The sequence below is a fragment of the Bacillus kalamii genome (assembly GCF_047238185.1).
Taxonomy (GTDB): Bacteria; Bacillota; Bacilli; order Bacillales; family DSM-1321; genus Bacillus_AD.
The window spans coordinates 1,049,612-1,071,828 of sequence record NZ_JBDFMI010000006.1 but is presented as its reverse complement, the minus strand read 5'-3'; the positions used below and the strand labels follow the sequence as shown (position 1 = coordinate 1,071,828).

General features: G+C 40.3%; 20 protein-coding genes and 2 riboswitches. Of the genes, 8 read left to right on the top strand and 12 right to left on the bottom strand.

Annotated elements, in window-relative coordinates:
• Positions 1-41: 41 nt before the first annotated feature.
• Entirely contained in the window at positions 42-452 is a 411-nt protein-coding gene (locus ABC357_RS23090) for a GNAT family N-acetyltransferase (RefSeq protein WP_412889849.1), read from the bottom strand.
• A 348-nt stretch (positions 453-800) separates the two neighbouring features.
• Here ABC357_RS23090 and ABC357_RS23085 point away from each other — a divergent pair, with 348 nt between their 5' ends.
• Together ABC357_RS23085 and ABC357_RS23080 are read left to right on the top strand one after the other, a co-directional pair.
• Complete coding sequence (locus ABC357_RS23085) at positions 801-2,066, top strand: glycoside hydrolase family 16 protein (protein ID WP_412889848.1); 1,266 nt, start codon at positions 801-803, stop codon at positions 2,064-2,066.
• 324 nt (positions 2,067-2,390) lie between these two features.
• Complete coding sequence (locus tag ABC357_RS23080; RefSeq protein WP_412889847.1) at positions 2,391-3,230, top strand: glycoside hydrolase family 16 protein; 840 nt, start codon at positions 2,391-2,393, stop codon at positions 3,228-3,230.
• A gap of 176 nt (positions 3,231-3,406) precedes the next feature.
• On the opposite strand, the gene ABC357_RS23075 is transcribed toward ABC357_RS23080, so the two are convergent.
• Both ABC357_RS23075 and ABC357_RS23070 read right to left on the bottom strand, forming a co-directional pair.
• A complete protein-coding gene (locus ABC357_RS23075; RefSeq protein WP_412889846.1) occupies positions 3,407-4,603 on the bottom strand; it encodes an MFS transporter in 1,197 nt (398 codons plus the stop codon).
• A gap of 105 nt (positions 4,604-4,708) precedes the next feature.
• Positions 4,709-5,065 carry a VOC family protein gene (locus tag ABC357_RS23070; protein WP_412889845.1) on the bottom strand — a complete coding sequence of 119 codons (357 nt, stop codon included), beginning with the start codon at positions 5,063-5,065 and terminating at the stop codon, positions 4,709-4,711.
• Between the two features lie 136 nt (positions 5,066-5,201).
• On the opposite strand from ABC357_RS23070, the gene ABC357_RS23065 reads away from it, so the two are divergent.
• Entirely contained in the window at positions 5,202-5,657 is a 456-nt protein-coding gene (locus tag ABC357_RS23065; protein ID WP_412889844.1) for an OsmC family protein, read from the top strand.
• 40 nt (positions 5,658-5,697) lie between these two features.
• Here the strand turns inward: ABC357_RS23065 and thiT are convergent, their stop codons facing one another.
• Complete coding sequence (gene thiT / locus ABC357_RS23060) at positions 5,698-6,297, bottom strand: energy-coupled thiamine transporter ThiT (protein ID WP_412889843.1); 600 nt, start codon at positions 6,295-6,297, stop codon at positions 5,698-5,700.
• A gap of 68 nt (positions 6,298-6,365) precedes the next feature.
• Positions 6,366-6,473: riboswitch (TPP riboswitch) on the bottom strand.
• Between the two features lie 115 nt (positions 6,474-6,588).
• Entirely contained in the window at positions 6,589-7,845 is a 1,257-nt protein-coding gene (locus ABC357_RS23055; RefSeq protein WP_412889842.1) for a M14 family metallopeptidase, read from the bottom strand.
• 213 nt (positions 7,846-8,058) lie between these two features.
• Here ABC357_RS23055 and ABC357_RS23050 point away from each other — a divergent pair, with 213 nt between their 5' ends.
• Positions 8,059-9,477: a methyl-accepting chemotaxis protein gene (locus tag ABC357_RS23050; protein WP_412890107.1), complete on the top strand. Its 1,419-nt coding sequence runs from the start codon at positions 8,059-8,061 to the stop codon at positions 9,475-9,477.
• Here ABC357_RS23050 and ABC357_RS23045 read toward each other — a convergent pair.
• The 5 genes from ABC357_RS23045 to ABC357_RS23025 form a co-directional block, all read right to left on the bottom strand.
• A complete protein-coding gene (locus ABC357_RS23045; RefSeq protein WP_412889841.1) occupies positions 9,465-9,836 on the bottom strand; it encodes a hypothetical protein in 372 nt (123 codons plus the stop codon). The genes ABC357_RS23050 and ABC357_RS23045 overlap by 13 nt on opposite strands.
• 251 nt (positions 9,837-10,087) lie before the next feature.
• Positions 10,088-11,578, bottom strand: a complete 1,491-nt coding sequence (gene nagE, locus ABC357_RS23040; protein ID WP_412889840.1) for an N-acetylglucosamine-specific PTS transporter subunit IIBC — start codon at positions 11,576-11,578, stop codon at positions 10,088-10,090.
• A gap of 124 nt (positions 11,579-11,702) precedes the next feature.
• On the bottom strand, positions 11,703-12,518 hold the full coding sequence (locus tag ABC357_RS23035) for a PRD domain-containing protein (protein WP_412889839.1): 816 nt from the start codon (positions 12,516-12,518) through the stop codon (positions 11,703-11,705).
• Positions 12,519-12,561: 43 nt separating this feature from the next.
• Positions 12,562-13,050 (bottom strand): PTS sugar transporter subunit IIA, encoded by a 489-nt coding sequence (locus ABC357_RS23030; RefSeq protein ID WP_412889838.1) that lies wholly within the window; start codon positions 13,048-13,050, stop codon positions 12,562-12,564.
• A gap of 447 nt (positions 13,051-13,497) precedes the next feature.
• Complete coding sequence (locus ABC357_RS23025; RefSeq protein ID WP_412889837.1) at positions 13,498-14,895, bottom strand: glycosyltransferase family 2 protein; 1,398 nt, start codon at positions 14,893-14,895, stop codon at positions 13,498-13,500.
• 371 nt (positions 14,896-15,266) lie between these two features.
• Here ABC357_RS23025 and ABC357_RS23020 point away from each other — a divergent pair, with 371 nt between their 5' ends.
• Both ABC357_RS23020 and ABC357_RS23015 read left to right on the top strand, forming a co-directional pair.
• Entirely contained in the window at positions 15,267-15,422 is a 156-nt protein-coding gene (locus ABC357_RS23020; RefSeq protein ID WP_412889836.1) for a hypothetical protein, read from the top strand.
• A 651-nt stretch (positions 15,423-16,073) separates the two neighbouring features.
• A riboswitch (glycine riboswitch) is annotated at positions 16,074-16,152 on the top strand.
• Positions 16,153-16,393: 241 nt separating this feature from the next.
• The gene (locus tag ABC357_RS23015; protein WP_412889835.1) at positions 16,394-17,749 is read left to right on the top strand and encodes an amino acid permease; all 1,356 of its coding nucleotides are present in this window, start codon (positions 16,394-16,396) and stop codon (positions 17,747-17,749) included.
• Positions 17,750-17,788: 39 nt separating this feature from the next.
• On the opposite strand, the gene pdxR is transcribed toward ABC357_RS23015, so the two are convergent.
• Positions 17,789-19,180, bottom strand: a complete 1,392-nt coding sequence (pdxR, locus tag ABC357_RS23010; protein ID WP_412889834.1) for a MocR-like pyridoxine biosynthesis transcription factor PdxR — start codon at positions 19,178-19,180, stop codon at positions 17,789-17,791.
• Between the two features lie 122 nt (positions 19,181-19,302).
• Here pdxR and pdxS point away from each other — a divergent pair, with 122 nt between their 5' ends.
• Both pdxS and pdxT read left to right on the top strand, forming a co-directional pair.
• Positions 19,303-20,190, top strand: coding sequence for a pyridoxal 5'-phosphate synthase lyase subunit PdxS (gene pdxS / locus ABC357_RS23005; RefSeq protein WP_412889833.1), 888 nt, complete (start codon positions 19,303-19,305; stop codon positions 20,188-20,190).
• Between the two features lies 1 nt (position 20,191).
• Positions 20,192-20,776, top strand: coding sequence for a pyridoxal 5'-phosphate synthase glutaminase subunit PdxT (gene pdxT, locus ABC357_RS23000; RefSeq protein ID WP_412889832.1), 585 nt, complete (start codon positions 20,192-20,194; stop codon positions 20,774-20,776).
• An 86-nt stretch (positions 20,777-20,862) separates the two neighbouring features.
• Here the strand turns inward: pdxT and ABC357_RS22995 are convergent, their stop codons facing one another.
• Positions 20,863-22,005, bottom strand: coding sequence for a glycerate kinase family protein (locus ABC357_RS22995; protein ID WP_412889831.1), 1,143 nt, complete (start codon positions 22,003-22,005; stop codon positions 20,863-20,865).
• Positions 22,006-22,217: the final 212 nt, after the last annotated feature.

Sequence of the window (22,217 nt, the reverse complement as noted above, 5' to 3'; positions counted from 1 at the left end):
AAAAAAGAAGACATCCAAATAGACATCTTCTTTGCTCCATGTTAATTTATCTTTCCTGATTGAATACCATAATTCCGTGCAATCATACCGTTTGCTTTCACCAATCCCAGTTTTTCATAATAAGGAACCAGATCTTGATCGCACATAAGGTCTATCATATAGAAACAATTCAGTTCTTCCAACATATGCAGCACCAGTTCTTTTCCAACCCCATTATTCTGGTATTCCGGCAAAACCTCCAATAACGGAATATAGGCGGAAAGAACGCCGTCGCTAATGGCAGTAATGAAGCCGGCGATACGATTTTCTTTATCATCGATTGCCAGAAAGGCTTTATAACTATTTTTTAACAATTGTAGATGTGTGTGTACATCCGGATGTTCCATCCAACCAACGAAAAAACCATGCAGCATATCTGCCGAAACCTTGTCCAATGATGACGTATAAATCATCTATATCAACCCCTGTATTTATTTTTGGGAGTATGCGATATAGAAAGTATCAATAATAGAGCAGCAATCGACTAACCTCCATTACGTTATCTAATTATCTTAATGCCCTTCTAATGCCTCTTTAATTCTATTTCGACAACTAAACGTATTTTCCTTCACTATAGAAATCGATATCGAACGTTATTTTAATCATTTCTCGATAGAGTAAACCAAATAAAGTATTTTGAATCTTATTGATAATAGCAAAAAAATAAATTAAACTAAAATTAGGTATATTAATATAATTTATACAACTAATTTCTCGACTTTTAAAAATGAATTGTTTCAAATACAATAGGAGTGTATACTATGAATTTAAAAAAGATTGGGGTATGTATGGGTCTATTGTTTACAAGCTTAATTTTTAGCGAAATTAAAGTAGGAGCTTATGAAAGACAAATACGTTTTGCCGATCATGATTGGGAAGTCAGAAATAATATCTCTTTAGAGGGGCCAGGACCTAACTATTTCAGTGATAGTGCTTCAAACGTATGGGTTGATTCTTCCGGCCAGCTGCATATGAAATTAACCTATCGAAATGGAAAATGGCAAGGAGCGGAAGTAATTAATAAAAATGTATTGGGCTATGGTAAATATACATTCTTTATTGATTCTAAGTTAGATAACCTAGACTCTAATGTTGTTTTGGGCTTATTTACATACGATATGGAATCATCCGATGCCCATCTTAAGGGGAATAGGGAAATTGATATTGAATTTGCCAAATGGGGACACGATAATTCCCCCAATACACAATATACGATCTGGGAGAAAGATTCATTAAGAAGTTTTAAAGAATTCAATGTGGCTATGCCAGATGGTTCTTGGTCAACCCATAGTTTTGACTGGCAGCCACAAAAAATAAATTTCGAATCCTTAGGCGGACATTATATTAATATTCCTCATAAGGATTTCATTTGGAAAAAGTGGACATATACTAATGAAAAAGTGCCTGATGAAGGTATGGCTAAAATACATATGAATCTTTGGCTAGCTAATGGTAAAGCACCCCAAAATGGCTTAGAAACAGAGATCATTATTTCTAATTTTATTTTTACTCCCTATAATCAGTCAGAGACAATTGATGGAGATAGTTCAAAAACAGAAAAATACACTTTATCCACCGGGACGTTCACTGGCAAAAATTCAATTGAAAATGCTAAACAGAAGTTTGAAGCTTTGACTGGATTAACGGCATCACATGTAGAAGAACCAGGAAAAATGGTTTACAGATTACAGACTGGGTCTTTCCCAAGCTATGATTCTGCAAAAAAAGCCCTTCTAAAATTGAAAAAAGAAGCAGGATTAACCGGCAGGCTGGTAGAAATAGACGCTAAAATAGGAAAGAACTATCGAATCGTCCTTGACCAAACATATAGCAGTCAAAAAATTACCGAAGAAAAAACCAGATCGTTAAAAGCTAAATTTAACTGGGTGTTCACTTATAGTCAGACCGGCACTGAAACAATATATCGCATAAAATTAGAGAATTTACAAGAAGCGGAAGCAAAGCGAATAAAAAAGCTATTAGAAAATGAATTAAAATGGCTTGTCTATTGCAATAAAGGCAACTAAATAACTTCAGCATCAGGAAATGACGCTCAAACAAGAAGCATCCGATTAACGGATGCTTCTTGTTATAATCTCCAATTCAAAAAGAACTCAAATCCAACCAAAGACCATTTTTAACCTCCAATTAAGATTTCCCTTTTATAACAATGACTTATTTTCCAGAAAAATAATAAAAATGCATAATTATCTATTCTTATTACACACAACTTAATATACTGATATAATTTATCGTTGAGTATTTCTTATAAATAGCATTCTAATATTTATTGTGATTAAAGAAACAAATATTTGTTTAATTAAAAAAATCTAGTTGTAAGGCGGGAAAAAATGAAAAAAGGGCTTTTTATTATTTTGATTTGTGTTCTTCTGGCTTCTGCTTTTGTATATTGGCAACATTTAAAGTCATCTAAGAAAGAATTAGAGAGTGAAAAAAGCAATAAAACAAGTTCAGTTACAGAAGAAAAAAAAGAAACATCCTCCCCACCACCACCAACTATCATTGATGGAAAGTGGGTATTGCAATGGCATGAAACATTCGATACTTTCGATAAAAGAAAATGGAATATCGAAAAACGAGGAAATAACTATAATAAAGAACAACAATATTACAGAAAAGAGAATGTGACAATCCAAGATGGCAGCTTATTGTTAACGGGGAAAAGAGAGGACTATAAGAAGCACAAATTCACCTCAGGAAAAATCACTACTCAAAATAAATTTGAAATGAAATACGGGAGAATCGAAATTGTAGCACGTACAAATGGAGGAAATGGTTCCTTCCCAGCTATCTGGATGCTTCCTAGTGAAGAAAAATCATTACCGGAAATTGATATATTTGAAGCTGTCGGCATTGAAAAAAACATTGTTTACTATGTGAATCATTGGGAAGAAAACAAAAAGAATAAGAGATCCTTTAAACTTCTTCAAATAGATAATCTTGATGAATTTCACACATATGCAATAGAATGGAATAAAGATGAAATTAAATGGTTTGTAGATGGGGTCCATCAATATACCTCTACAGAAGGAATCCCTAATGAACCTATGTATCTCATTATTAATTTGGCGATTGGGGGCGGAGGATGGATAGGGGCTCCCGATGAAAACACGGAATTCCCTCTTCTCTTTGAAATTCAAGACCTAAAGGTAATGACAGAATTACAATAACTAATAATAAATCTACGTAAAGCAACGATAACCGTTGCTTTTTTTTCTGAATTGGACCATACGATGACACATTAAATGATAGCTAAGAACAAGGTCTGCCTTAGATTGCATGTACCATAGCAGACCTTATTTCAATAAGAATTTTCAGTAAATCAATTATAATCTAATTCTATCGATTATGCCCTAATCGGCTTTTTTTCTGCCTTATTAAACAGAGTAAAAACCACTCCGACAACTAAAAGAGCTGTTACCATCATGACCTCGCCGCTCCAACCGTTCCTGTGCAGGAAAACGCCGCCAAGCGCACCAATTATACTTGATCCCGCATAATAAAACAGTAAATACAGCGAAGAGGCCTGAGCCTTTTCACTCTGCTCGGCAAGCAAGCCGACCCAGCCAGACGCAATCGAATGGGCGCCGAAAAAACCGAATGTGAATATAACAAGGCCGACGATTTTCAAAACAAGGGGTACAGTCAGTGTAAGTAGTACACCTATGAGCATCATCACCACACCGGATAATAAGACAAGCTTCCGTTGATGGCGATCGGCCATTTTCCCCATCCAGGTTGAACTGAATGTCCCCACAAGGTAAACAATGAAGATGAATGAGATGACCACCTGTGATAAATGGTATGGTGCCTTCATCAATGGTATGCCAATATAGTTATAGACGGATACAAAAGATCCCATCAGCAAGAAACCCATGCCATACAGAAGAAGCAGCTGCGGCTTGGTACTATTATTTTTCAATGATTGCATTGTTCTTTTAAAAGAAAGGTTGCTTTCCTTAGGCCGCGTGGACATCGGAAGCATCTTCCAAAACAACAATGAAATCAGCAACGATAACAAACCAAGAGTCGAAATGGCCGCTGTCCATGATATGAAGTCGGATAATGTCCCGATAATCAGACGGCCGGCCAAACCTCCAATGGAACTCCCGCTTACATAGATCCCCATTACATAACCGAGGCTCATCGGCTTGAACTCTTCCGTTATATACGCCATCGCTATGGATGGAAAGCCTGCCAGCGCCGCTCCTTGAAGAGCTCGGATCGCCAATAGCTGCGGCATCGAATGGACGAACAAAACAGCAACGGATAAAAGGGCGGATAATGTTAATGATATGCCCATTACTTTTTTCCTATTAATGCCCTGGGTCAATAATGATACAATGACCAGCATAATCGCCATCGTTCCTGTCGAGAAAGAGAGTGACAAGCTGGCTCCCGCCGGTGTTGTTCCGAATTGCTCTGCAATGAGCGGGATAACAGGTTGTGTACTGTATAAGTCGGCAAAGGTGACAAAACTGCCGAGGAATAAAGCCAAAAGTGTTTTTCTGAAATATGGATCTCCTTGTTCAATATGTCCCACCTGACAAATCCCCTTTTTTCTTTTCTTCCTCTATCGTATACCTGTAAGCGCTTTATTACCAAGTAAAGGGCTTTGTTTTAGGGGGACATATAGGTAAAGCAACCGTCAACATTCACAAATCATCAGCCTGTTTCCATCCGGGTCTATAATATTGAACCAATGGCCGTCTTGAATTTCCGTTGCAATTTCAACTCCCTTGCCCTTTAGATCCTGATACGCCCCAGTGATATCATCCGTATTAAAATGAAAAATAGGAGTCCTTGCATACGCATTCTCTGAAAAAATTTTACTATCCAGTACAATATTCATCCCGTTATTATCCATAGGAATACAGCAAAGATGCCCTGCCACAATGTCATATTCCGGAACTAACCCTAACAATGAGCAATACCATTCCCTTGCTTTCATAATATCGCTGACTGCTATGAATACCGCCCCTATTTTAGATTGGACAATGGACATTATTCTCCCTCCTTTCTTAGCGTTATGGATCTAATACGCCTTTCTTATCCTGATATCCTTCTGCATGTACTATACCAAATTTTTGAACTCCCAGTCTGTCTGCCTTACACTGGATAGAAAGGAGGAGGATTTTATTATGGCCGAACATATTTTTCATTTAAAAGCCAATTGGCCCGGTTTGCGGAATGATGTTGGCGATATAGCAGCGGGAAACCTGAAAACAAAAGTGTCGATACCGCCGGAGATGGAAGGTCCGGGAATAGGCACCAATCCAGATGAAATGCTTCTTGGCGCAGCCGCTACTTGCTACATTATTACACTGGCGGCTATGATGGAGCGGAGCAAGCTTGATAAAGTGGCTTTAACAATGGATTCTGAAGGAATTGTGGATGTCACAAAGGGTGTTATTACATACAAGAAAATCATTCATCGACCCCATATCGTGCTGCGTCACGATGCAACCATTCAAGATGAGGAACTTGCCTTGAAGCTTGCTGCCAAAGCGGAGGCCTCCTGTATGATCAGCCGCGCCATCAAAGGAAATGTCGAGGTCGAGCAACTGCCGGACGTATCGAAGGCAAGCAGCCTATGACTTGAAATAAACCGGGAATGCACGCATCCCCGGTTTTCGTTTATTTTGAAAGTGGAACCGCAGATGATCTGCGGACTGTCTTCGTCAATAGGATCCTTGAAGATGCTCCAGTTAAAACAGCAAGGATTATTCCGCAGAGGATTGCACTGCCGATCATTGTTCCCCCATTTACAATCAAGGAGTAAATAACAGGGGACATGCCTTTCGGAGCGTATTTGCCCCAAAATATGATTCCTGCAATGAAATGCCAAAAATAGCGAGCTGCACTCCCTACGATAACAGCAGCGCCCATGAACATAACCGCTTTTTTCGTTTTTCCATTGGTTAAGGCTTGGCTAACAGCCCTTTTAAAGATTCCCGCAAAGCCAATACAAGCGAATGCAAGGAAATATTCAATCATAAATTGGACTGGAGTCAAAATATACACGTCTCCTACTGCAACCTGCAGCAATCCCCATAGAAAACCGGACAGCATCCCTGCTTTGACTCCCCAACGGAGCGATATGATAAAAATCGGCACCATAGCAAACGAGATGGAGACAAAACTAGTGATCTTGATGGAAGGAACCAAATCAAGAATCAGTGCGAACGCTGCCAGGAAAGCTGCTTCAATCATAACGAATAAACCCATTTTCTTCATAAAAAAAGCCCCCTTTTTATAGACGAGCCCCAAGGAGAACTTTTCAGACAGAAAAAATGAATGCAGCTGCCATTCATTATCCACATCCCTACGCTAGTGCTAACTAACAGGTTCAAAGGGTCAGAAAGGACATCAAATCCTTCCACTCTCAGCTTAAAGCTCCCCTTGTGGTTCGTTCGTATGTAATTTTCTACCATTATATCCCATTTTTCACGAAATGGAAAGCTATCGGCTTCATTTTTTTCTAATAAAGACAAGCAGAAGGTACTTTCCCGCTTCTGCTTTTATTATTTATTTATCCAAAAATCCTTGATGGGCAAGTACTCCTTCCATTCCCTGCTTAAAATCCTTAATCGCTTTTTCACGCCATTCCTGCTCAGAGGGATAAAACATCTCTTGATAACGGTTGCGGATTTTTTCAGCAGTCAAGCCGCTTTTCTCCCCATTCCAATATAATCTGTTTTCATCGATCGTATTCCTTAGGGACTTCAAAGAGCCCAAGAGGTCTTCACCCAGTGTACCGAATTCGAAAGTGGTGGTATAGAAATTCTTATCAGGATACTTTTCCTTCTGGAGCTTATAGAAGTATTCTGTATTATCGCCATTCGTCATATAAAAATCATCTGATTCCGGAGTCAGGACTAATGGATAATGAAAAGCTTTTTCCGCTTCTTTTTGCGTCATCGTTTCATTTATACTTGAAAAAATGCTCATTTGATCCCTTGGGCCATAACCTGTATGGAGATCGACATGAATAATATTTTTGTAAGGGCTCCCCAAGACGTTTTTATAAAGTTGTTTTACTATCTTTGTGGATTCCTCATCCCCGCTTCCGCCGTAATAGACGCCTTTAGGATGATTGTATTGGCCGGTCAGGAGAGCTTCCTCAATCTTCCCGGTTCCGGAGCGGATTACTTCCTTCACAAGACTGCCCGCAAAGCCCAATTCATGGATCGTACTATTTCCAACAGGCGTTTTCTTTTCAAAGAAACGATCCAGGTCTGAATATTTCTTGTTGCTTGCCAAGTTAAAGCTTTTCCATTCATAAACAAAGTTACGGTTTAAATCGACATTATTTTCGTTGTATCTTCTATCGTGCTTCATTCCCCACGGATTACTTGCATGGACATATAGCAGCCCAGTTGTATCAGGATCCAGACTTGACAGCATCTGATTCTGGAAAACATCCAGCATAGCAGTCCCTACATATCCTTCGATTCCATGCATACCTGTTGTAATGACCAGCAAATTTTCCTTTTTCTTATTCGCATCTGCAGATACGGTATCGATTGTTAATTTTTCTTTATGGATGCTGTATGCATGCTGTTCGGTATGCTCATATGTATTTTTTAATGTTTTCTCATACGTCAAAAACCGTTTTCTGGATTGTTCATAGGTGGTAAGGAAATGGGTATTTAATTCATTCTTACTTATTTTTTCTGGAGCTGACCATACAGCCAGCAACTTAGGTATGCCCCATGCAACCCCAACGAACAAGATAACCGCCGCTGCCAAGACTATGACCCATCTTCTCTTCCACGTATTCATGCATCTCTCTCCCCGCCGCGAAATAGCTTTTTTACTAAATACTGACGATTTTACCATTTTATTGTCGATTTTTCTATATATGTATATTAAACTAGGAGTATATACACAGGCTTTACATAGGAGGAAAATACCGTGTCCACTACCCGCAAATCGCTGAATGAACAAAAAGTGAATGTCATTGTTTACAGAGTCTTTTTAGCGGCATTTATTCTGATGATCATTAATAATATTGTTCAGGTCGTTCTATATGGGATGCCTCATTGGACGGTCATGAACGCCCTTTATAATATTCAATTTCTATTATTCTTAATTCCTGTCCTGTATTACAAATCATCAAAAAAACGTACGCATTTTAAACTATTATCTATTATTTCCATGCTTCTTTTCGCTTTCATCCTGCATACCGATTCCTGGGTAAATGTTCCGTTTGTCTGGCTTGTTCCATTAGGTCTAGCGGGTATGTATGCCGACTTCACCTTAATGAAAAAAGCGTTTGTCATTGCCTTGCCATTACTGATCCTCTCCCAGTTCACCCATCTATGGATGGCGGACAAACTGGTGATTGAAAGCAGTCTGCACCGTTCTATCCTGACTGCCTTCTATTATGGATTCCAATTTATCTTTGTCAGCATCCTCCTTCTCGACAGCTCCAAGCGTTCAAGTGAAATGCTGGATGAGAGCGAACAGCTGACAGGGCAAATACAAGGGGTATTATCAGAGGTGGGGCAAGCATCTTCACATTTAAATAAAAATGTAGTCGATTTTCATCATAAACTAAGTGAATCCACTTCTTCCTTACAGCAAATCGATGCTTCCATCCAGCATGTCCACAATGACAGCCGCGATTTTTACCATGTCATCCAGGGAACTGAGCAAAAAGTAAATGGCATTGTGGATAAATTGAATGAAACGGCCGCCAATGCGGCTGATGTTAAAAGCTTTACGGATGAGGTTGTCCACATGGCGCAGCAAAATAAAAAAATGCTCTCCCAGTCTGTCAGCAATATCGGCGAGGTGAAGCATGCATCTACACAGTCGCACACTGTTGTCCGGATGCTCAATGAAAAAATCAATGATATCTCTACCGTTCTCCACTCCATCATCGAGATTGCCAATCAGACTAACCTGCTTGCCCTAAATGCGGCGATTGAAGCTGCACGCGCAGGCGAGCATGGCAAAGGGTTCGCAGTAGTGGCTGATGAGGTGCGCAAACTTGCGGAGCAATCATCCAAGTCCTCCGGTTACATCCAGGAGCTATTGAATGACATCGGCAATGCCAAGGATCAGGTGACTCAATCACTAGAGCAGACAGACTCGATTGTGGATACAAATATCGATACAATCCAGTCTTCCTTAAACAGCTTCGACCGGCTTATTTCCATGCAGCAAAAAATGAACGACCGCCTTCAGGAAATGCTTTCCACAATCGACAGCCTATCCGAAGAAGGTACCGCCATCACCAAGTCGATGAATGATATCGAAGAAAATTATCACGTCCATGATCAAAACATTTCCGAAATCGCAATTGCGATCGAACAAGTAGCGGGCGCATTCCAGGAAATCGCTTCCCATGTCGATGAAGTCAGCGATAAATCGCAGCATTTGTCTGAGTTGCAAAATCAAAGTGCCTGACCAAGCATTAAAAACCGCCTGTTGTGATTACAGGTGGTTTTCAATGCCTCTGATACTCTCCTAGCAGCCCCATATTCTAGTCCTTGTCTCCCTTTAATAAAAGCTTTAACATCCTTTTTACGTTGTTTTTCATTGATAAAATAAGCATTGCCGTTATTTCCATAAAGAAGTGTCTCCTTGCCGGCAAAATGGGGGAACACAGTTAAGATATCCTCTGATAGGTCCTTATAAATTAGCTTCATTTCATATGAAGGAAAATCAGCGAATTCATAACGCACTCTCTTACAGTTTGCCCTATTCAGGATACCAGTGACCGCACCAATTGTTTCTTTATCTGTGGTGATTATCATTCCATCCATATCATGTTCTTTATATGATCTTATCTCAATTCGATCGATATCGGAAAAATCGTTCTACAGCATGTTATAAACAATATAACCAACCATACTAACCAGTAGAGATAGCCAAACGATTTTTTTCATTAAACTCCCCTTTTGAGCATCTTGCTATAATATTCCCTCTCCCTCTATAAAATTCCTCTTATATGGCCTTTTAAAAAAAAGCATAAAAAAGAACCCGATCCTTACATCGGGTTCTTAAATAATTTACTTTATCGCTTACGGCGGATTTTTTCTATTTCATCTGCCACGAACTGTACTTGGGTTCCGACAATAACCTGAATGCTATTTTTGCCTACAATATTAATGCCAGGAACGCCTGTTGATTTAATCTTATTTTGATCGACTGCGTTCATATCTTTCACTTCCAAACGCAAGCGTGTAATACAGTTATCAACCGAAGTCACATTGGCATCTCCTCCAAGCCCTTCGTAGATAGTTGCTGCCATTGAAGAGAATCTATCCCCAGAAGTGCCTGCATTAGACTTATTCAATAGACCTGTAGCTGCTTCGGAAGACGCTATATCTTCATCTACTTCGTCATTATCTTCTTCACGCCCTGGTGTCATTAAATTGAATTTAGTGATCATAAATCTGAACACAGCATAGTAAATGACCGCAAATACAAGTCCCTGGACAATCAGCATATACGGTTTATTGGCCAATGGCAATCTTGAGCTTAAGAAGAAGTCAACAAAACCTGCGCTGAAGCCAAACCCGGCAGTCCAATGGAAAAGGGCTGCTATCGTTAATGAAATACCGGTCAAAACAGCGTGCACAACATATAGTGCTGGAGCAGCAAACATGAATGAGAACTCAAGCGGTTCTGTAACACCAGTGAAGAAAGCAGCAAAACCGGCAGCAAGAACGAGTGATGCAATTTCTTTCTTACGTTTTGTCTTAGCAGTATGGTACATAGCAAGACCAGCTGCAGGAAGGCCGAACATCATAACAGGGAAGAAACCGGCTTGATACATACCCGTAATTCCTTTTGTACCTGAACCCTTCCAGAAATTACCTATATCATTGATTCCTGCTACGTCAAACCAGAATACGGAATTCAATGCGTGATGCAGTCCTGTTGGGATTAATAAGCGGTTGAAGAAACCGTATAAACCTGCACCTGCTGCCCCTAAATCGCTGATAGCCTTACCGAATGACACAAGGGCAGTAAAGATAGCTGGCCAGATGAAGAATAGAGCACCTGTAATAACAAGCATAGAAACCGCTGTCATAATCGGCACTAATCGTTTGCCGCTAAAGAAGGCAAGCGCATCGGGCAATTTCACATGGCTGAAACGATTATACATAATGGAAGCAATGATACCTGATAGGATACCAATAAATTGATTCTCAATTTTTACGAATGCTGGGTTAACATCCTTCACATCGATACCTTGAAGCATAGCAACTGATTCTGGGCTAAGAATGGTAGTAACGATCAAGAAGGCGACCAAACCACTCAATGCTGCTGAACCGTCCCTCTCTTTCGCCATACCTAGTGCGACACCTAAAGCAAACAGCATACCCATATTATCGATAAGAGCAGAACCCGCCTTAATCAGGAAGGCAGCGATAGCGTTATCTCCGCCCCACCCAGTCGGATCAATCCAATAGCCAATCCCCATCAAGATGGCGGCAGCCGGCAAAACTGCAACCGGCAGCATCAAGGAACGGCCTATTCTTTGTAGATAACTCTTCATAATGTTATTTCCCCCTATTCATCTTTTTTCTCATTTCCGTTAAGTCAAAGACTTGAAAAGCTAACATCCTCATTTATAAGTGCAATCTCTTGTTGATACATTAAATAACAAATGATAAATACGATTACTTTCTCAATCTCTCAATATGAAGTGTGATATATCCCAGCTCCTGCTCAGGCAAATCAACCCCATGGACTTCAAACAATTCTTTTGCGACTACTTGCGCACATTCAAAAGCATGAGGAAATTTCTTCTTGATCATAGAAAACATTTCTTCATCCATCATGTGAAGCTCGTAATGATTCACCCGCGTTAATGCAAAACGCAGATGGGTCGTTAGCCGTTCGTAAGAAATGTCATCTTCTTCAACTGTAATGTTCAAATATTGTTTAATTGTTTGGATCATATCCCTTACGATGGTCGTCAGCCTGACGGTTTGACGTAAATCACCTCCTTGAAGTTTCATTGTGTGGATATGCAAGGCGATGAAAGCAGCCTCATCCACGGGCATCTGGATATCATATTTATCCTTCATATGGTGAAGCGCCCATAGTCCTATTTCATATTCCTTCCGATAGAGGATCTTGATTTCATGCAGCAGCTTATTCTTTAAGTGAATGCCCTGTTGCTCCCTTTCAATCGCAAAGGAAAGATGGTCGGTAAGTACTATATGGATATGTTCATTCAACTTTGTATCCATTGAAGCCTCTGCATAGGATATGATTTCTTCCGAAATGGTGAAATGTTCTTCAGGAATCCTATTTAGTAGCTGCTCTAACTTTTTGTTTTCTTTCATGACAAACAATTTTTCAATTTTAGCGGGATTTACAATATCATTTTTCTTCTTTTCAAAAGCAATTCCGGCTCCAACTACAATTTTCTCCTGCTGATTATCTATTACGATGACAGCGTTGTTGTTTAGAATTTTCTTGATTTTCATTGTAGTTCATCTCCTTCTATATACATTTCTCCAAGAATATATACTATTTGGCTACCGCTGTAATTAAAACTGTTTTGCCTGCAGTGCCTTCTATTTCTGCAGAAAAGTGAAATTCTTTATTGCCTTCTTGGCTATTTGTTATGACTAATGGAATAATAGTGCTCTTTGCATGGGCACGAATATAGTCCCAGTCAACCTTCATCAGCAAGTCTCCAACCTTAACCTTTTCGCCAGCCTGGACCGCAACTGAAAATCCTTCTCCTTTCAAGGAAACCGTTTCTAGTCCGACATGAATCAGCAGTTCCGTTCCGTCCTCCGTTTGAATGCCAATTGCATGTTTTGTTGGCGCTACTTGGACAACTGTTCCATCGGCAGGCGCATAAATATCCCCGCCGCTTGGCATGACAGCTATGCCTTCCCCCATCATTTTCCCGCTGAACACCGGATCATCGACATCCTCAATGGCAATAACCTTTCCATTTACGGGTGTATAAATATGCAACTTTTCCTTCTTAAACAGTTTGGACAGCATGACAACTTACTCCTTTATTCCTCATTTTATGCACCTATTCAAATGTTCAGAATGCACGCCTACTACGATATTTCACGCAAAAAAGGCATGGAGGTTCAATAGAAAGCCCCGGTAAAGGAACTCTCTACTTACCACCATGCCTGATCGTATCAGTAACATGTGATTCTTATTGACTATAGGATAATCCTACCACTAAAGTTTAAAAAAGGCAACTGAAAACGTTAACATTTTTTCTCTAAATGGTTAGAAAACATAAAACCAAGAAAATTCCTAATAAAAATCACATATTTTATTAGGGATTTTTCTAAATTTATTTATTCTCCTACATTATGTAACAAAAGAATAAAATCCACTACATTACTGTTTTATTAAATTACATACCTATAAAAAAACTTAACTTCCATAAAAGAAGTTAAGTTTTCAGCTTGGAATGTAGTAATCGAGGTACTAACTGGCTCGCTGTTTCTCCTTAATATCTGACAGAGAATCAGCATCGCTATTATTTTCAAAATAATCATTTCCTGACCTTTTCACTTTGTTCCAGCCATCTTTATTGAAGAAGTAAAGAATAGTTCCCATCATTACGAAAAGCATAAATACAAATCTAAAGAAAACTAATTCCCCTATGATTGTTTTAATTAATTCTTTCTTACTGCCTATGACCAAACCAAATTTTTTACTGATTTGGATGGTAATGAGCGTATATGTCAAATTTAACAGCAGAGAAAGAACAAAGTATATTCCTAAGATTTCGAATGTCTTATCAGAATAGCCAATTGTTAAAATATAAAATAAAAAGAGCAACGTAAAACTAGACGATAGAGTACCCACTAAAAAGGCATCGAAGATAAAGAATAAAGAAATAGACCTTTTGAAAAGTGATTTTATCATTGGTTTAAAATAAATTAGGAAACTATCAACAAAAGCCTTTTGCCATCTTACACGTTGATTGAATAAATCTTTCCAGCTTGACGGGCATTCTGTGTAGCATATTGCATCAGGAAGAAATGTCATTTTCTTTCCTTTATGGTTAAAGATATACTGTTGTAATTTCATCGTAATATCAATATCTTCACCAACTGTATCACGATAGCCGCCGACTTTTAACAAAACTTCCTTCCGGAAAACGCCAAAGGCTCCACTAATTACGCACATGGCATTTAATCGGGAAAGTGATGATTTTAAAATCATAAAACCTTTTAAATACTCAAGTATCTGAAAGCGAATAATATATCTTAGTTTCAAGTTAAGTACGCCGCTTTCAAGTTGTTCACCTTGAAGAATATTGACCAAACCACCTGCTGCAATCAAATTTTCATCTTGGAATTCTGAATTGATTACATGAAGAGCGTTTTTGTCCAAGATTGTATCTGCATCCAATGTAACTACTAGTTTATGGTGAGCAAAGTCAATTCCTGCATTCAATGCGTCTGCCTTTCCACCATTGACTTTATCAATTACAAACACATTATTATATAATGTTGATTGATACACCCCATTGATCACTTCATATTTCAAAACACCGCTTAATCTGCGGTAATAAGGCTTCAAGTGCAACTGCTTCATTAACTCCGATAATGTTGAGTCTTTAGAGCCGTCATTAATAAAAATAAATTCTGAATTGGCATAATGACCAGTCGAATGTTTAATTCCTTTTATGGTAGAAGCAAGAATATCAGACTCGTTATAACAAGGAATCAGAATAGAAATTCCTTGTTTATTTACGTTTTGATCTCTTTTCTTATGTTTATATTCTTTTACAATTCCTATTGCATTCACCATATGGAATATAGGAAATAAAGAACAAACTATGGCAAGCAGCATAGCAATGATTTCAAACGGCACCTATTCTCACATCTCTCTCATTTTTAATCTTTTATAAAAATCGAAAATAAATCGAATTCAATTATATTCATTCAGTCCAGAGTATTCAGATAGAAAGAGAGAGTTTTAGTATAGACCAATATTCTATATGCCCATAGTCCTAAACGAAACGGTAAGTCACTTTCTTCCTAATTCTCTTGGTGACATAATTACGCCAAAAAAATTGTATAAAATTTGCACATTTTTTTGTTATAATATATTTTCAGAAATTACTAGAAAATGTATAGAAATCAAAATCGTAAAACTAACGTATAATTCACGTACAAAAAAACTACCAAAAGATATACTATTATAATTTCACGTACAAGTCAAGTATACTAGGAGTGGCTTATTTGAAGAAAATCCCAACAACTAGAAAAGATATACGGGTACCTGATCCTTTAATTAAAAAAGTGGAACAATATCAATATGAAAATGATATATCCACCTGGACAGGCGCTCTATTGGAGCTTGTCAGAAAAGGGTTGGAAGCCGATGGAATCAAATGAAATGTATAGTCATTTAGTTCGGACTCAAACAGCTTACAGAATTTATAATATCCTTCTAAGCGCAAGAATGTTAATTTTCATACATTCTTGCGCTTTCTTTTTATGGTTTTTAATAATGACTTGTGGATATGCTTATAAGTATTACCTCATTCCAGCCATTACAAATGCACTGTCGGACTTCAATTCTTACTTATACAAATATATGGAAAAATAAACTATGGTTTAGACTATTTAAATAGACATTTCTATAAGTTGTATTTTTATTGCTCTCTTTCTCTTCAAAACAACAAGAAACACCTTGATAATAATGATCAATCCAGCTATATCGTTATACGGCTTCAATTATAAAACCAAACTGGTACAGCGGAGGAGGGCCTTCTTTATATTTCATTTTCAAAAGAATGCATATCAGGTTCGCCTATAATAATCGCATCTATCCTTCAACTCCAAGCCTAAATAAGAAAACCTCATTTTCGGAATATTATAGAAGGATTATTTGAACCTTGTTTACATTTTCTCTTTTCGATCTATTGACCTACAAAAAAAATAGTGCTATAATTTTTAATTATTCCAAGAAAATAATTTACAATCGTTTTTTATTTTTTAACCGAATACTAGCAAGCGATGAATGTTATGGATCACACTATAGCAGGAGCAGCTTCTGGAGAGACTGCATGTAATGCAGCGCCGAAGGATTCACAATCTCAGGCCAAAGGACAGAAGAGTAACGAATAATGATTTGTTATTCCTTAACCTGATGAGATTGGAGCTTCCAGTCTCTTTTTTTATTGCATAAAAGAATGGGGGAATATCAATGGTACAACAAAAATCATCCATACAAATGAGAACCGGCCGCTTTCACTACAAAACGTAGACTGCAAGCTTAATAGATGGCCATTAGTTAAAAAGAACCACTAAAAATAGAAAGAATTTTCATAATAATTACATTACTATCAATGGGGGCGCACACCTTGGCTAAAAAAGAATTAAAAAGAGATTTAAAAGACCGCCACGTACAGTTGATTGCCATCGGGGGAACGATAGGTACAGGCTTATTCCTCGGATCCGGAAAATCCATTCAATTGGCAGGCCCATCTATCATTTTTTCTTACTTGATTATAGGTATTGCTTTGTTTTTTGTAATGAGGGCATTGGGAGAATTGCTGCTATCCAATGCAGGCTACACGTCATTTACTCAGTTTGCAGCCGAGTATATCGGGCCTTGGGCTGGTTTCATCACTGGCTGGACCTACTGGTTCTGCTGGATCATGACCGCCATGGCCGATATTATCGCTGTCGGGGTATATATGCAGTATTGGTTCGATATTCCTCAGTGGGTTCCCGCTCTGACCTGCCTTGTCATCTTATTGGGGCTGAATCTATTAACGGTAAAACTGTTTGGCGAATTGGAATTTTGGTTTGCCATCATTAAGGTCATCACAATTATTGCCTTGATTGTTGTCGGGGTCGTCTTATTGATTGTCGGATTCAAAACAAATACCGGCACCGTTTCCGTCACCAACCTATGGAAGCATGGAGGCATGTTCCCTAACGGCATATCCGGATTCCTGCTGTCACTCCAGATGGTTGTCTTCGCGTTCGTCGGAGTTGAATTAGTCGGTGTATCTGCAGCGGAAACAGCGGATCCGAAAAAGAACATTCCATCGGCCATCAATAAAATCCCAGTCCGGATTTTACTTTTCTATGTCGGTGCTTTGTTAGTCATTCTATGCATCAATCCTTGGGACCAGCTTAATGCAACCAGCAGCCCATTTGTTGAAGTCTTCACATTGATCGGCATTCCGATTGCTGCTGGAATCATCAATTTTGTTGTTCTGACATCTGCTGCTTCTGCATGCAACAGCGGGATGTTCTCTACAAGCCGGATTCTTTATACACTCGGAAACAACGGAGAAGCGCCTGCCAAACTCGCCAAATTGAACAAGCACCACGTACCGGGCAATGCCTTATTCACATCTACCATTGTTTTGTCTGTAGGGGCATTATTGAGTAAAGTCATACCGGAGCAGGCGTTTACAATCGTTACGACAATCAGCGCTATTTGCTTTATATGGGTATGGAGCATTATTTTGATTTCCCATCTCATCTATTCTAAAAAACGGCCTGATTTACGTGCAAAATCTATTTTTAAAGCACCGTTGACACCTTTCGTCAATTACGTGGTCCTAGCCTTGTTCGCTTTCATCTTAATCGTGATGCTGTTCGCAGAAGCTACTCGTGTTTCGTTATTAATGACGCCGATTTGGTTCCTCCTTTTATTCTTGTTTTACCGTTATCAAAAGAAACGAGCGAACCGATTGGGGTAACCCAAAAATCCCGCTGTCCATTGAAACAGCGGGATTTTTCTATTTCCAGCAAGCGAGTAAAGAAGTTAACGCATCCTCCAATTTCTCAGCCGGTATTCCGGCAAAACCAAGAACAAATGTAGGCAGCATAGCTTGCTTTTTCACAAGCATGTAGGAAGAAAGCGGGTACACTTTAATATGCGCTCTTGCAGCTTTTTCCAATAGCTCTTCCTCTCCCTGGCCATTATCGATGACCAATACAACATGAAGGCCGGAGTTACCTCCGATTACCGTAATAAAGTCCACTTCTTTCCTGATTATTCGAAGCACCATATCAAGTTTCTGCCGATACACCTTCCTCATCCGGTTCAAATGCTTTTCAAACATGCCTTCCCGTATGAATTTGGCCAATATATGCTGGTCAATCCGGGAAACGGTGCAGTGGTAAAAAGATATTTCCCTGCTGTAACGAGAAGATAGCGAAGGCGGCAGTACCATATAGCTGATGCGGATGGAAGGCATTAGCGACTTGGAAAAGGAGCCAGCATAGATCACCTTGCCCCCCTGGTCCATACTTTGCAGAGAGGGGATCGATTTTCCGCTGTAACGGAATTCACTGTCGTAATCATCCTCGATAATAAAACGATTTCTTTCCGCAGCTGCCCAATTCAGCAGCTTCATCCTTCGATTGACCGGCAGGATCGTCCCATATGGAAAGTGGTGTGATGGCGTCACATAGGCTACATTGATACCGGACTGTTCCAAATCATCAACAATCAAACCTTCTTCATCAACAGCAAGCGGATGAACTTCCTTCGGGTAGGTTTTCAACAGACGGTCGATCAGATGATAGCCGGGATCTTCCACACCGTAAACCGTATCATGATCAAGTAAAATCAACAGCTGCTGCAAAAGGATTTCCATTCCGGCTCCAACAATGATCTGCTCAGGCGTGCAAACAACTCCCCGGGAATGATAAAGATATGTTGCAATTTCCTTACGCAATTCGTACTCTCCCTGCGCTTCTCCCAGAAGCAATAGCTCCCGATTCTCTTCAGAAATCACCTGCTTGGCCATTTTTCTCCAGGACGCAACCGGAAAATGTGCAGTATCCACTTGCCCGGGATGGAAATGATAATGGATCGGCTCTTTTTTTGACAGATGCTCCACTGGCATTTCCGCTTTCGGCACATATTCCAAGTCCTCATGCGCCAGTACAAAGTACCCTTTTCTCGGGACCACTTCCGCATATCCCTCATCCACTAATTGATTATAAGCAGTATCCACTGTATTTTGGCTGATCTGCAGAAAATCGGCCAACTTCCGTTTCGATGGCAATTTAGTTTGATATGGAAGATGCCCGTTTAAAATTTCTTTCTTGATAAATTCATAGAGTTGTTCATACAGTGACACACCACTGGAACGTTCCAAATTACAGGAAATCATATCCACAATCGATCCACTTCCTTTTCTCTGACCCCATTAAAATTTCAAAAACTGACTCTTTTAATACAGTCTGACACTTTTTATACTTAGAAACAAGAAATTTATACAATGGAAAAGGATGGATATGAATGGATAAAACAATAGCAAGCGAAAGAGTAAAACGTGGTATGGCACATATGCAAAAAGGCGGAGTCATTATGGATGTCATTAATGCGGAACAAGCAAAAATCGCTGAAGCTGCGGGTGCAGTTGCAGTAATGGCACTTGAACGGGTGCCATCCGATATCCGTGCAGCCGGCGGAGTAGCAAGGATGGCAGACCCCCGGATCGTAGAGGAAGTGCTTCAGGCAGTATCTATCCCTGTCATGGCAAAAGCCCGGATCGGACATATCGTTGAAGCGCGTATACTGGAAGCTATGGGTGTCGATTATATCGATGAAAGCGAAGTGCTGACTCCAGCAGATGAAGAGTACCATCTGTTAAAAAGCGAATTCAACGTGCCTTTTGTCTGCGGATGCCGTGATCTTGGAGAAGCAGCACGCCGTATCGGCGAAGGCGCGTCCATGCTGCGCACAAAAGGAGAGCCAGGAACAGGCAATATCGTTGAAGCCGTGCGCCATATGCGGAAGGTGAACGCACAAGTACGTAAGGTCAGCCATATGAATGATGATGAATTAATGACCGAGGCCAAAGTGCTTGGCGCTCCTTTTGAAGTACTGAAATCCATTAAAGAAGCAGGCAAGCTCCCGGTCGTTAACTTTGCAGCCGGCGGGATCGCCACTCCTGCTGACGCCGCATTAATGATGGAATTGGGCGCTGACGGCGTGTTCGTCGGATCAGGCATTTTCAAATCAGAAAATCCGGAAAAATTCGCATCCGCCATTGTCCAGGCCACTACATATTTCACAGACTATGACCTGATCGGCAAACTATCAAAAGAATTGGGTGCGGCAATGAAAGGAATGGATATATCACGCCTAAAGCCTGAAGAGAGAATGCAGGAGCGTGGCTGGTAAAATGTTAAAAATCGGCGTACTCGGACTGCAGGGTGCAGTCCAGGAACATATAAACCAGGTTGAATCTTGTGGGCATCAGGGTATCATCATTAAAACTCCCGGACAACTGGAGAAGCTCGATGGATTGATCCTGCCAGGCGGCGAAAGTACCACAATGAGGCGCTTTATTGACCAGTATGGATTTATGGAACCCATTCTCTCCTTTGCCAAAGAAAAGCCTGTATTCGGTACGTGCGCCGGCATGGTACTGTTGGCAAACAAATTGAGCGGCAATGAAGCCCCCCATTTACAGCTTATCGATATGACCGTAAGAAGAAACGCTTTCGGCAGGCAGGTCGACAGCTTTGAAGCAAGCCTGGAAGTTAAAGGAATGGATTCCCCCTTCCCCGCAGTTTTCATCCGTGCCCCTTACGTAGAGCGTGCAGGAGACGAGGTGGACATACTGTCTGTTTGGGAGGGCAATATTGTTGCCGCCAAACAAGGACATATACTGGCTACTTCCTTCCATCCGGAACTGACAGGAGATTTGCGGTTCATGGAATTGTTTATAGATATAGTCGTTGAAAATAAGAAGGCTGCTGTATAAGATTAACCCCATCCGTCATGAACGGGTGGGGTTGATCATTCATTTTAGAAGCCAAACATCCTAGCGGACCATGCTCCATTTTTGTATTATGCCATTCTTTTTGATGCCACAAACGTTCGGATAACCTGTTCTGCCGTAAACTCAAGCAATTCTGCAGCACAGAAAATCGCCGCCTCCAAATCCATCGCCGAGTTGATAATGCTATGGACACTCGTGATGCCATAGCCGTATAATTCATCTATTCCATTTCCGATGGAACCTGTGAGCGCAAAAACCGGAACACCATACTTAGCTGCCGCTTGCGCTATGCCTGCAGGCGCTTTGCCGTAAGCGGTCTGAAAATCGATGCGCCCTTCGCCAGTAAACACACAATCAGCTTTCCGCAGATATTCATCCAGCTTAGCGTATTCCATCACAATATCGATTCCCCTTCTCGATTCTGATGGAAAAAATGCTTGGAAGGCGCCGCCGATTCCGCCTGCCGCCCCTGCTCCCTCCTTATCATGTAGCCTGATTCCTGTATGTTTCTCTATGGCATCCGCCCAATGGGCCATGTTTTGATCAAGCTCTTGAACCATTTCCGGAGTAGCCCCTTTTTGCGGCCCGAACACGCGTGAAGCGCCTTTTGGCCCAACGAGTGGGTTATCGACATCAGAAGCGATTAAGAACGAGCAATGCTGAATGCGTTGGTCGAATTCCTGCTCGTCGATCTTGGCAATTCGGGCCAAATGCTCTCCGCCTTTTCCGATAGAACCCCCCCTAGAATCCAGCAGTTTCATCCCTAATGCCTGCAGCATGCCGGCTCCCCCATCATTTGTTGCACTACCGCCGATCGCCAAAATGAAATGGCGGTATCCGGCATCCAGTGCCGATTTAATCAACTGCCCAGTTCCATATGTCGTAGTGACCATCGGATTACGGTCTTTATCCTTGATTAAACATAATCCGGATGCATTCGCCATTTCAATAACGCATGTTTTCTGATCGCCAAGGACGCCATATGCCGCCTCCACTGGTTCCATCAAAGGACCCTTTACAGTCACTTGTTCCTTATGGCCATTTGTGGCAATTACTAAGCTGTCCAATGTCCCCTCCCCGCCGTCAGCAACAGGAACCAAAACAATCTTCGCTCCTGTGAGCGCTTTTCTGACCCCGCGTTCTATTGCCTGAGCTGCCTCAACAGAAGATAAGCTGCCTTTAAAAGAATCTGGCGCAATCAAAATATCCATGGCCTTCCCTCCATTACCGTTTATACACCTTATTTTAACCCATTGATCATCTTATAAAGGGAAACTAAATGTTCCGCCTTAAGCATGGTCCTCACAATACACTACCCCAAAATACTTCGGCGGATCCGCAACGCTCCAACTAAATGAAATATTTGAAATATATTATTTTAATAGTATAATTGAACTGTTTTGAAAATATAATATACTATTCT

Bases quoted from the DNA above. Each gene is read 5' to 3' on its own strand.
- ABC357_RS23090 (WP_412889849.1), bottom strand. From the start codon at position 452: ATGATTTATACGTCATCATTGGACAAGGTTTCGGCAGATATGCTGCAT.
- ABC357_RS23085 (WP_412889848.1), top strand. From the start codon at position 801: ATGAATTTAAAAAAGATTGGGGTATGTATGGGTCTATTGTTTACAAGC.
- ABC357_RS23080 (WP_412889847.1), top strand. From the start codon at position 2,391: ATGAAAAAAGGGCTTTTTATTATTTTGATTTGTGTTCTTCTGGCTTCT.
- ABC357_RS23070 (WP_412889845.1), bottom strand. From the start codon at position 5,065: ATGTCCATTGTCCAATCTAAAATAGGGGCGGTATTCATAGCAGTCAGC.
- ABC357_RS23065 (WP_412889844.1), top strand. From the start codon at position 5,202: ATGGCCGAACATATTTTTCATTTAAAAGCCAATTGGCCCGGTTTGCGG.
- thiT (WP_412889843.1), bottom strand. From the start codon at position 6,297: ATGAAGAAAATGGGTTTATTCGTTATGATTGAAGCAGCTTTCCTGGCA.
- ABC357_RS23055 (WP_412889842.1), bottom strand. From the start codon at position 7,845: ATGAATACGTGGAAGAGAAGATGGGTCATAGTCTTGGCAGCGGCGGTT.
- ABC357_RS23050 (WP_412890107.1), top strand. From the start codon at position 8,059: ATGATCATTAATAATATTGTTCAGGTCGTTCTATATGGGATGCCTCAT.
- ABC357_RS23045 (WP_412889841.1), bottom strand. From the start codon at position 9,836: ATGGATGGAATGATAATCACCACAGATAAAGAAACAATTGGTGCGGTC.
- nagE (WP_412889840.1), bottom strand. From the start codon at position 11,578: ATGAAGAGTTATCTACAAAGAATAGGCCGTTCCTTGATGCTGCCGGTT.
- ABC357_RS23035 (WP_412889839.1), bottom strand. From the start codon at position 12,518: ATGAAAATCAAGAAAATTCTAAACAACAACGCTGTCATCGTAATAGAT.
- ABC357_RS23030 (WP_412889838.1), bottom strand. From the start codon at position 13,050: ATGCTGTCCAAACTGTTTAAGAAGGAAAAGTTGCATATTTATACACCC.
- pdxS (WP_412889833.1), top strand. From the start codon at position 19,303: ATGGATAAAACAATAGCAAGCGAAAGAGTAAAACGTGGTATGGCACAT.
- pdxT (WP_412889832.1), top strand. From the start codon at position 20,192: ATGTTAAAAATCGGCGTACTCGGACTGCAGGGTGCAGTCCAGGAACAT.
- ABC357_RS22995 (WP_412889831.1), bottom strand. From the start codon at position 22,005: ATGGATATTTTGATTGCGCCAGATTCTTTTAAAGGCAGCTTATCTTCT.